This is a genomic window from Streptomyces sp. NPDC007863 (assembly GCF_040633895.1).
Classification (GTDB): domain Bacteria; phylum Actinomycetota; class Actinomycetes; order Streptomycetales; family Streptomycetaceae; genus Streptomyces.
Genome location: NZ_JBEYEI010000040.1, coordinates 26,366 through 36,000 on the forward strand (window position 1 = coordinate 26,366; position 9,635 = coordinate 36,000).

A 9,635-nucleotide genomic window follows, 5' to 3' on the forward strand; every position below is an offset into this window, starting at 1 on the left:
CAGGTTGCGGACCAGGAGCGGGATGCGGTCGAGCAGGTCGTTGACGGTCGCGCGGACCGCCGCGTACTGGGCCGTCACCCGCGAAGCGGCCGGCCCCGCCCCGTCTCCAGGGAGGGACCGTTGGCCCGCCGCCGCTGCTACCCCTCCGACACCTTCGACGACGAGTGGGCCCTGATCGAACCGCTGCTGCCGCCACCGGCCTGCGAGAGCCGCAGGGGCGGACGCCCGGAGAAGCACCCTCGCCGCGAGATCGTCGACGCGATCCGGTACGTCGTCGACACCGGCTGCAAGTGGCGGGCCCTGCCCAGGGACTTCCCGCCCTGGCGGCCCTGCTACGGCTTCATGGCCCGCTGGGCAGCGGCTGGCATCGTCGGACAGATCCGCGATCAGCTCCGCAAGCGCATCCGCCGCGAGATGGGCCGGGCCCCCGGCGCTGTCGCCACCGTCATCGACTCCCAGTCCGTGAAAGCCGCGGAGACCGTCGGCAAGGACTCACGGGGCTACGACGGAGCGAAGAAAATCAATGGCCGCAAACGGCACCTGGTCGTGGATACCAAGGGCTTGCCGCTGTTCGTCATGGTCACCCCCGCCGACATGACCGACCGCGATGCGGCCAAGGAAGTCCTCTTCCGGCTCCGTCTCATGCACCCCGAGATCACCATCGTCTGGGCGGACTCCGGCTATGCCGGACAGCTCGTGACCTGGGCGAAGAAGCACCTGAATCTCACGCTCAAGACCGTCAGCCGGCCCAAAGGAGTCGTCGGGTTCGTCATCCTGCCCCGCCGCTGGGTCGTCGAGCGGTCGCTGGCCTGGATCATGCACGCCCGCCGACACGCCCGCGACTACGAACGGCTTATCCAGCACTCGGAATCGCTGATCACCTGGGCCGCGATCACGCTCATGACCAGGCGAATCACCCGCAGGTAGTCCCGAAGGACCAGACAAGCGACCTCCCGCGAGGGCGAACGAGACTGACGGTCGCCCGGGCGACCGTCACCCCGCTCCTGCCTCGTTCACGACAGCCCAGGTCAGGACTTCTCACTGCCCGGACCTTCCTGAGTATCCGGCTGGCGACGCGCGAAGAGAATCCCTCCGAGCGGACTCTCCGCTGAGGTGAGAGTCATCTGTGCCTCGACCGTGAAGCCTGCATCGTTGAGCCATGCGGCCAGTTGGTCAGGCTGACGCAGGTGGACGTAGACCTTCATCGGGTGGCCGCCGTAGCCCTCCGTCTTCAGCCTCGACTCGTCACCGACATGGAAGCCGAGCAGCAGCGGCCCACCTGGCCGCAGCACTCGCCGGAAGTGCGTGAAAACAGAGCTGATCTCATCGTCGGGGACGTGGATCAGTGAGTACCACGCGACCAGGCCGGCCAACGAGGCGTCGGTGAGGCCAAGCTCCGTCATGGAACCGACCTCAAACCGGAGACCGGAGTGCTCACGCCGAGCTATCTCAATCATCGCGGGCGACAGGTCGATTCCGAACACGTCCATGCCCAGTCCACGCAGGTAGGCCGTGATCCTCCCCGGTCCACAACCCACATCAGCAACCGGTCCTCCGCCTGCGGTGTTCACCAGGCCGGCAAACAGCTCCAGGACCGCACGTTCGTAGGGCGTTTCATCCAGGAGGTTGCGCACCTGATCCGCGTAGGTGGCGGCGACGGTGTCGTAGGACGCCTGGGTGTCTGCCAACCAGTCTTCAGAGTTCATAGCCAGCCACCGTAGTTCCACGAAACAGCCGTGCCCTACTGGGGGCATGTCCGTCCTCGGCTCGCTCCCAAGAACACGAGCCTGGCCCGATGCTCCCGCTCAGAATCTCGCCGCAGAGGTTCAGAAACAGGTACTCAGGGACTGCTCCCCACGTGCGCGGGGATGATCCCGCTCCGGGTGTCCAGCAGTGCACGGGCCTCGTCTGTTCCCCGCTCGGGCGGGGATGTTCCCAACGGCGTCCCCATGGCACTGAACAGTACGAACTGCTCCCCGCGCCTGCGGGGATGGACCCCAGGTCAAGGTCGCGAAGAAGATCCTGGAGGACTGCTCCCTGCGCGTGCGGGGTTGGATCCGGCTTCAGGTCTCCGTCGTGGGTGCCCGCAGAGTGGACGCCGTGCGTGCGTCGGGTAGGTGAGGAGAACCTGCATTCTCTGGTGTCGGGGCTTCGTGTCACACTCCTTCCGATCATGGGAGTGTTCGTCTCCCGTGTGCTGAAGGGGATGCGTGTGAACAGGGTGGGGTGGGCTGTCGTCTTTATGGCGGCAGTGACGATGGGGGTGGCCGGTTGCGGGGGCGATGGTGCCGGTCGGGATGTGAGCGGGGTGTCCTCTACTCCCTCCGCCCCGGTTACCGCGAGGCCGGAGGATTCCGGTCCGATCACCAAGGCCAAGATGCGTCTGGTTCTCGATGGCGTGACCAGGGACGTTGGGGCGCCGCCGAGCGATCCGGAAGCGGTCTCGATGCCGGAGTCATCCGAGTACCCGCTGGCTGGGTGTGCTGTCACCTACAAGGGGTTCGACACGGCCGCCTCCACGCTGGATGTGGAGCGGACCAATGCCCTGGCGGCCGCGTTGACCGGCCGTGGGTGGACCGAGGCCAACCAGCGCAATGAGCGAAAGGCGCCGGACGGAACGGTCGACGTGGTGGAGGCGGTGTTCAAGAAGCGTGGCTGGACCGTAGTCATGGAGTACCGCCTCTTCTCCGACAACCGAACGCTGAGTCTCAACGCCTACGACGATGCCTGCGTCAAGAAGGTCCGGGTGTCCGAGGACGCCACGCCCTCCAACTGACGAAACCACGGGCGACGGCGCCCCGCGCCTGCCCACCGTTGCGCGCAGGCAGACGATGCTGTGGGTCTCGCTGCTCACCGTCATGGATCGTGGGCCGACAACTACTGCTCCCCGCGCTTTCGGGGATGGCCCCGCGTTCGCGCAGCTCGGCGACCTGCTCGGGAACCTGCTCTCTGCGTTCGGTGTGGAGGGTCCCAAGGTGCACCGGGTGCCAGCGGCGCTGGCACCCGCAGCTCTGGTGGCTCGGGTCCGCGGGCGTCTGCTTCCCGCGTGCGTGGGGATGGTCCCCTGGGCCCTGTGACTTGGAGGGCCGACTGCTCCCCGTGGATGTGGGGGACGCTCCCGGCCGGCCTCCGACCCTCTAGCGGCGCCCAGGCAGTGTCCCGCCCCCGCGGGATGGTCCCCGCAGCACGTTGGCCACGGTGGGGTGAGGGCTGCTCCCCGCATGCCCCGTCCTGGAGTTCTTCCTCCCCTTACATCTGCTCAACCACCCCGTGGAGTGGTTCGCTTCCGGCTCGGGCCTCACTCCCCCTCTGGCTCGCCTACTGGTGGTTCTGCGCGGCCTGGACCGGATGCGGGCCCCCGGCACCACCGGCAGTGGCACAACCGCTGGCAGCGGATGCTCGACGTCCCCGACACCGTCTGCCACTGGGACACCATGGGCCGGCGCGACCACGATGCCGTCCGCTGGAGCGGCAGGCTCGCCCCCGGCGAAGGCCTCGCCTCCGTCGGTTTCGACGTCCCCCGTGGCGGGGCGAGGGCGACAGCCGCGCCCTCCTGGAACCGCGCTGCGCGTGGGCGTGCCGCTGGCCGTGTGGGACCGCAGTCCCGCGCTGTCCCCGGACTTCCGCCGCCGGGCCAGGAAGCTCCTGAAGGGAAAGGCCGTCGAACTCCCGCAGCGTGCCCAGGAGCTGCGGAGCGAGGCCGCCACCGCCGCCGCGAGGCAGCGGGACGTCCACCCGGGGCGGCACCTCGCCGTCCTCTTCGACGACTCCAACCGCCTCGTCGACTGGTCCGGGGCGCCCAGGCTGGCCGCGGGGAGCGCGCGCGGCGGACACGACGACGAGGGGGAAACACGAGCGGTGTCCATCATCCGGTCGAGAGCGGCCTGAACGGAGGGCACGTCAGCAGCCGCAGCTGGTGGATCTACCGGGGCACCGGCCGGCCGCTGGCCGACATCCGCCTCGGCGACATCCTGCTCATCGACGAGCTGGACAAGAGCGACATCGGCCTGCCCGACGGCCTCCTGCACGTCCTGGAGAACGGCTCCTGCGCGATCCCTGAGCTGGTCCGGGCCCGTCACCAGGAGGGCCGGGCCCGGGTGTTCACCGGCGCCCCGGACGGCACGGCCCCGGTGACCGACGGGCGGGTGCGGTGCCGGGTCTTTCCTTTCGTCGTGATCACCAGCAACGGCGAGGGGCATTTCCCCGCTGCCTTCCTCCGGCGCTGCGTCCGGCTGGACGTCTCCCCGCCGCGCGAGGACCAGCTCGCTGACCGCTTCCGGGACCAGGACGGCCGTCACACGGCCATGCTCCAGGCGTTCGTGGAGCGCGGCCGGGAGGGCGGCGGACTCGCCACGGACCAGCTCCTGAACGCCGTCTGCCTGCGGACGGCCGGCGTCCGGGACGACGACGAGACCTGGGGCGAACTCCTGGACGCCCTCTGGCGCCGGTTGTCGGGCACGGGCACTGTCCGCCCCGCCCGGTCGGCGCCAGTCCGAGACGCTGGCCGCCCGTGTCTGCTCCTCTACCGATCGAACCGCCCCGGTGCCACCCGTTCCGGCCCGAAAGGATCCCACCGTGCTCACCCGTCAGGCTGTCCGGATCGTCGCCGTCGTCATCGCCGTCCTCCTCGCCGTCGTCATCGGCCTCGGGGCGGGGATCGTCACGGCCGCCCTCGGCGCCAGAGCCCTGGTGGCCGTGGGCGCCGGCGGCGGAGCGTTCATCGCGATCGCCACCCTCGGGATGATCATCGTGGCGTACCTCGTTCCCCCGGCCCAGGTACCCGCCCACTTGCCCACCCCGGCGGCGCCCCTGCCCCCGCCCCAGAGCTAGGAGCTGTCTCCTGAACCAGTCATGAGACCGTCATGGTCCTGACCGAAGGGATCGTGGCCGCTGGGCCGCCGCCGAACCGGCGGGGGCTGCTGCAATCGGCGAATCGGCGAATCCGCGCAATGTTCGGCCGGTCACATGTCTCAGGGGTGTTGGGCTGTTGGTCTGCCGGTCAGAAGGGGGGTGTGAGATTGCTGTGGCCGTCGCTGTGTGGCCCGCAGTCCCAGGGCTCCTCCTGGAAAGGGTTGATGTCGGTGACGTCGTGGCCCCATGCTTCGAGGACCTTCCAGGCAACGCGCCGGTTAGGGTCGTTGCTGCTGGTGTCCAGGATGCGGTGTGCGTGCACGGCGAGGTGGTCGCGGTGCTGGGCGAGGGCGGGGTGTTCGGCGAGGATGAGCGCGGTGAGGCCGGCTGCTTCGCGTGCGTCCTCGTGATGGTCCTGCAGGTAGGGCGCGACGGCTCGGTAGAGCGTCGGGCGCAGGTCCCGGAAGACCCTCAGGGGGCTGTCGTGGGTGAGGAAGCCAGGAAAGTATTGCCCGGTGCGGTCGACGATCTCGTCGGAGGCGTCGTAGGCCGTGGAAGCCAGCCAGGTCAGCAATGTCGCGCGGATGGGGACGTTGCGATACGGCCGGAGGGTCATGGCCGCCGGGTGGGTGAGGATCCCGGCGATGTACATGGCGACGGGAGGGGTGGCTTCGTAGATGGTGTTCTGGTGGCAGACCAACTCGGTCAGTTCCGACAAGGCGGTGACCTGCACCTTGGGATCAGGCTCCAGCAGCCGTGCCAGGACTTCGGGAAGGTGCTCACCGTTCCCGAAAGCGGTCTGGAGCGAACCCCAGTCAGTCTCCGCCAGGACTACCTGGTAGGGCGGCACGTCCGGCTCTCGGGGCGCCGCGGCCGTGGAACTGCTGTGGTTCACAGGCCAAAACTAGACCAGGCCCTGCTGCCCGTACCCTCGGGGCTGGCCCTGAGCTGTCGTTTAGTCAGCTGTCGGCAGACTTGCGCCACGTGTGCTTGATTCCCACTGCCGGTGGTTCAGCGGAGAGGTGCTCGTTCGTCGACGTGGTGCGCCGGGGTGCCCAGGAAGACGTCGGGTGACGCTGGGCAGTAGGCGACGTTGAACGTGTCGAGCCGGTAGGACCAAGGCCCACCCCACGTGTTCACGAACCGGTAGTTGATCTGCCATTGCAGCCATTGCCCAGGAGTGAGTCGGAGCGCTGGTGGGCGCCGGTTGCGCTGGGGCATGCTGAAGATCGTTGTTTCCGGCCGGTGCACTCGCAGCAGCCCGTCCGACTCCTTGAGTACCAGCCCGGGATCCGACAGATCCCGCACGCTCATGTGCGGCACGAAGGAGTCCGACTCCTGCATGGAGACGTCGTGCAGTGCCGATGTCAGACCGGTGGGCAGGCTGAACGCGATCGGGGCGGCGTTGCGTACCGTGGCCCCGGTGCTGCCCCGTGACGCCTTGGTCCACGATGTGCGTACCCTCTGGACGACGACTCTCATGGATGGATCATCGGGTGGCTGGCGGCGACGTGGCCACTGTGTTTGTGCCCGCTGGAGCCGGGCTTGTCCTTCGGGGCTCGGTGCCCTTCTTGTGAGGGGCGGGCCGAGCGTATGTCTTGCCGGTGGCCAGGATCCTGCCGACCTCGTGGCGGGCGGCGGGCCGCTTGTTCTTCGAGCCGGGCGGCCGACCGGGGCCGGCGGTTGTTCCGTCCTGTGTGACGTTACCTGCTTCCGTGTTTGCGGGGGATGGTCCTCATGACGGGTGGGTCCGCGGTAATGGAGGGCGACTGCTCTTTGCGTGCGTGGGGATGGCTCCGACTACACCCTCCCGCGCCCGCGGGGATGGACCCGGCCGCGACCTGCTGCTCCAGAACGGCCCCTACTGCTCCTCGCTCGCGCGGGGAGGCCCCCAGCAGCTCACCCGGCTCCAGGTCTCGGCGCTCTGTTTCTCGCTCGCGTGGGGATGGCCCCGCCAGCCCCGCCCTCGCCCACCCGCCGCGGTGCTTCCCTCGCGTGTGTGAGGGTTGTTTGGGTTGTTGGTCGCTTGGGTCGCTGTTCTGTGTCAGCGGGAGGGGTGGGTGTTTTGTCTGGTTCGGTGAAAGTTGCTTGATGGCGGCCGTCGTCGGGTAGAACGGCAGGTCAGGAAGACTGCTCCCCGCGCCTGCGGGGATGGACCCCACCGCGCCCTTCTGAAAGTCGTGTTCTGCCCCTGCTCCCCGCGCCTGCGGGGATGGACCCATGGGCGACGACCTGAGCCCCGACCGGCAGTCCTGCTCCTGCGCGCGCGGGGATGGACCGAAGCCGGAGGCCGGCGGGTACCCAGCCCGCCCTGTTCCCTCCTGCGGGGGTGATTCCAGGCTCACCGGGACGGCTACCGATCGCTGGGTCTGCTCACTGTGTCCGCGGGCGTGTTCGGGGTTCGGTCGCTTGGGTGGTTGTTCCCGGCCGGCGGGGGAGGGACAGGCGTTTGTCTGTATCCGTGAAAGTTGCTGCGCACTGCTCCTGGCCTGCGCCGGGGTCCGATGTGTTCGGTCGAGCGGGTTCGAAGCCGTGCATCAGCTCTTGGTCACTGGGGCAGGTCCGGTGTAGGCGTAGAGCCAACCTGCTCGGGTGTCGGTAGATCGGACCGCGTCGTAGGCATGACGAGTCGTGCCGGCCGGCCCGCCGGACGCGTGTATGGGGGTAGGCGGCGTCCCGTCCGGACCGAGAAGGACGATTTTGGTGCGGCCGTCGAACGGGCCGCCGACGACCTTGATGCCGACGGTGTTGTTGACCACTTCGCCGGCGAGCCAGCGGTCGATGGTCTTCATGTGTTCGGAGGTGTCTCTGCCCATGGGCAGAGAGCGGACCACGGCCGCTGCCGGTGGACAAGGGGCAGGCTCACGTCGCGGCCGCAGGCCGGGATTCGTAGAGGGTGCCGTCTCGGAGCGCGGCGAACAGGACGTCGACCCGGTGTCTGGCCAGGCAGAGGGGTGCCTGGGTGTGTCGCTTTCCCTGGTCGGTCCTCCTCGCCATGCCCCATACCGCCGGCAAGACGCACGACTGGGAAGTCGACATCGCCGCACACCTCCAGGACTACGGAGCCGACGTCCCCGCCGTCGTCGCCCACATGGCCGCCATGACCACCGAGGTCGATCAGTTCTGACCCGCCACCACACGTACCAGCCGCGCCGCGGCCGTTGCCGCGTCCGGACACTCCTCGGGGTCCACGGCGAACAAGGCGTGGACCAGGCGCGCGAGTTCCGCCGGTACGGCGGGCCAGAGGGCTGCGAGTCGGCGGGGTTCTCGTAGAGGTGGTGGTGGATGAGAGCCGGCGCCGAGCGGGTGACGAATGGTCCCGGTGATGAGTTCGTACAGTACGCACCCCACGGCGTAGAGGTCGCCGCGTGGATTCTCCGGGCGTTCGTCCCCCTCACGGAAGCGCTCCGGTGCCATGGAAGGCAGCGAACCGGCCGGCCCTTCCCCGGCCCGCGTCAGCCTCTGCGCCGTCAGACCGGCGAAGGTCGCGATGCCGAAGTCGAGCACCTTCACCAGGCCTTCGTCCGTCACGAACACGTTCGCCGGCTTGATGTCCCGGTGCACGATTCCCGCGTGGTGCGCCACGACGAGCGCCCGGCACACCTGCGCACCGATCCGCGCCGCCACCCCGGCGCGGGCGGCCCCTCGGCACGGAGCCGGTCGGCCAGGGTGCGGCCGGCCAGCCGAGTCCGTCGGTGGACAGCCGCAGGACGCGGGCGAGGGAGCCGATCAGCGCTTCGGAGGGGTTGACTCCGCGTGCCTGCTCGAGGCGTTCATAGGAGGCGGCGGAGATGTTCGCCGGCCTGACGACTTCCTCGCGGCGCAGGCCGGGGTACGGCGCCGACCCCCGCAGACAGGGCCGACATCGGCTCGGAGCAGGGCCTCACGACGGTCCCACCACCGAGGCCCGGCACGCCTTCGGGCAGGACGCCCCCAGCGCCTATGCCGTCGGGGATCTCCGGGCCGGTCACCCGATCGGGCGACTGAACGGGGCACGTGCGAAGCCCTCCCGGCCGCGGACGGCTGTTCGTTCATCTGACCGGGGGTGTGGTCAGCGTTCGACCCGGTCGCACTCGGCGATGTGCCGTCCACCAAGAGGTACTCGGGACGTGCTCGGCGCAGTGCATGCGTGAGGGAGGGTGCTCTCGGGGCGAGGAGTTTGATCACGCTCTGGGCGTAGGCGTGGGCGGTGCCTTCGCTGAAGCGGAAGTCTGCGGCGAGCTTCGCGTAGGTGGTGTGCTCGCGCAGGTGGACGAGGGCGATGATGGCGCGTCGCGCGGGTCACGGTTTGCGCCGGCGGTCATCCTCACTGGTGGCGATCAGCATCGTGACCCACTCCGCGAGGGCGTGTGGCAGGTCGAGTGCGGCAGATTGGATGACCGACGAGGCTTCCGATCGGAGCGGTTGAGACGTCAGGCATCTCGAACCACCATCCGAAGGTCTCGCCTGCTATCCGCCCCTGGCGGTCACCCGATAGGTAACCACGCTGAAGGTCCTTGGAGCTCGTAACACGATCATGAGTTGTGCTTCTTGAGACGTCTCCAGCAGATGAGGCTGCAGGCCAGGGAGATGAAGGCGTCGTGTAGTTCGGTGCGACGTTCCCAGCGGACAGCGAGGCGTTTGAACTGGTGGAGCAGGGCGAAGGTCTGCTCCACCACATAGCGGAGCTTGCCCAGGCCCTCGATGTTCGGGGCACCCCTGCGGGAGATCACCGGCAGGATCCGGCGCTTGCGCAGTGCACGGCGGTTGGGGTCGGAGTCGTAGCCCTTGTCGCCGAGCAGGGC

11 protein-coding genes and 4 pseudogenes are annotated in these 9,635 nt (G+C 68.8%); 5 read left to right on the top strand and 10 right to left on the bottom strand.

What is annotated here, in order from left to right:
- Positions 1–78: pseudogene (locus tag ABZ621_RS36410) on the bottom strand (GntR family transcriptional regulator); the annotation flags it as partial.
- A 42-nt stretch (positions 79–120) separates the two neighbouring features.
- Between ABZ621_RS36410 and ABZ621_RS36415 the strand changes: the two are divergent.
- Positions 121–927, top strand: a complete 807-nt coding sequence (locus ABZ621_RS36415) for an IS5 family transposase (protein ID WP_360611311.1) — start codon at positions 121–123, stop codon at positions 925–927.
- Between the two features lie 101 nt (positions 928–1,028).
- Here the strand turns inward: ABZ621_RS36415 and ABZ621_RS36420 are convergent, their stop codons facing one another.
- Entirely contained in the window at positions 1,029–1,706 is a 678-nt protein-coding gene (locus tag ABZ621_RS36420; protein WP_360611292.1) for a class I SAM-dependent methyltransferase, read from the bottom strand.
- Between the two features lie 467 nt (positions 1,707–2,173).
- Between ABZ621_RS36420 and ABZ621_RS36425 the strand changes: the two genes are divergently transcribed.
- From ABZ621_RS36425 to ABZ621_RS36435, 3 genes are all read left to right on the top strand, one after another.
- On the top strand, positions 2,174–2,776 hold the full coding sequence (locus tag ABZ621_RS36425) for a hypothetical protein (RefSeq protein ID WP_360611294.1): 603 nt from the start codon (positions 2,174–2,176) through the stop codon (positions 2,774–2,776).
- A gap of 455 nt (positions 2,777–3,231) precedes the next feature.
- Complete coding sequence (locus tag ABZ621_RS36430; protein ID WP_360611313.1) at positions 3,232–3,888, top strand: hypothetical protein; 657 nt, start codon at positions 3,232–3,234, stop codon at positions 3,886–3,888.
- Positions 3,889–4,575: 687 nt separating this feature from the next.
- On the top strand, positions 4,576–4,830 hold the full coding sequence (locus ABZ621_RS36435) for a hypothetical protein (RefSeq protein WP_360611295.1): 255 nt from the start codon (positions 4,576–4,578) through the stop codon (positions 4,828–4,830).
- Positions 4,831–4,999: 169 nt separating this feature from the next.
- Here ABZ621_RS36435 and ABZ621_RS36440 read toward each other — a convergent pair whose 3' ends face one another.
- From ABZ621_RS36440 to ABZ621_RS36455, 4 genes and pseudogenes are all read right to left on the bottom strand, one after another.
- Positions 5,000–5,746, bottom strand: a complete 747-nt coding sequence (locus ABZ621_RS36440) for a hypothetical protein (protein WP_360611297.1) — start codon at positions 5,744–5,746, stop codon at positions 5,000–5,002.
- 116 nt (positions 5,747–5,862) lie between these two features.
- Positions 5,863–6,333 carry a hypothetical protein gene (locus ABZ621_RS36445; protein WP_360611299.1) on the bottom strand — a complete coding sequence of 157 codons (471 nt, stop codon included), beginning with the start codon at positions 6,331–6,333 and terminating at the stop codon, positions 5,863–5,865.
- A 1,055-nt stretch (positions 6,334–7,388) separates the two neighbouring features.
- A complete protein-coding gene (locus tag ABZ621_RS36450) occupies positions 7,389–7,643 on the bottom strand; it encodes a hypothetical protein (protein WP_360611301.1) in 255 nt (84 codons plus the stop codon).
- Positions 7,644–7,713: 70 nt separating this feature from the next.
- Positions 7,714–7,842 (bottom strand): annotated as a pseudogene (locus ABZ621_RS36455) (IS110 family transposase); the annotation flags it as partial.
- Between the two features lie 4 nt (positions 7,843–7,846).
- On the opposite strand from ABZ621_RS36455, the gene ABZ621_RS36460 reads away from it, so the two are divergent.
- On the top strand, positions 7,847–7,978 hold the full coding sequence (locus ABZ621_RS36460) for a hypothetical protein (protein WP_360611303.1): 132 nt from the start codon (positions 7,847–7,849) through the stop codon (positions 7,976–7,978).
- Here the strand turns inward: ABZ621_RS36460 and ABZ621_RS36465 are convergent.
- The 4 genes and pseudogenes from ABZ621_RS36465 to ABZ621_RS36480 all read right to left on the bottom strand — a co-directional run.
- Positions 7,969–8,478 (bottom strand): serine/threonine-protein kinase, encoded by a 510-nt coding sequence (locus ABZ621_RS36465; RefSeq protein WP_360611305.1) that lies wholly within the window; start codon positions 8,476–8,478, stop codon positions 7,969–7,971. The genes ABZ621_RS36460 and ABZ621_RS36465 overlap by 10 nt on opposite strands.
- Before the next feature lie 124 nt (positions 8,479–8,602).
- Positions 8,603–8,704: pseudogene (locus ABZ621_RS36470) on the bottom strand (transcriptional regulator); the annotation flags it as partial.
- A 207-nt stretch (positions 8,705–8,911) separates the two neighbouring features.
- Positions 8,912–9,177: pseudogene (locus ABZ621_RS36475) on the bottom strand (transposase family protein); the annotation flags it as partial.
- Between the two features lie 188 nt (positions 9,178–9,365).
- Positions 9,366–9,635 (bottom strand): transposase (locus tag ABZ621_RS36480; protein WP_360611307.1); only part of this gene is annotated, 270 nt, incomplete at its 5' end.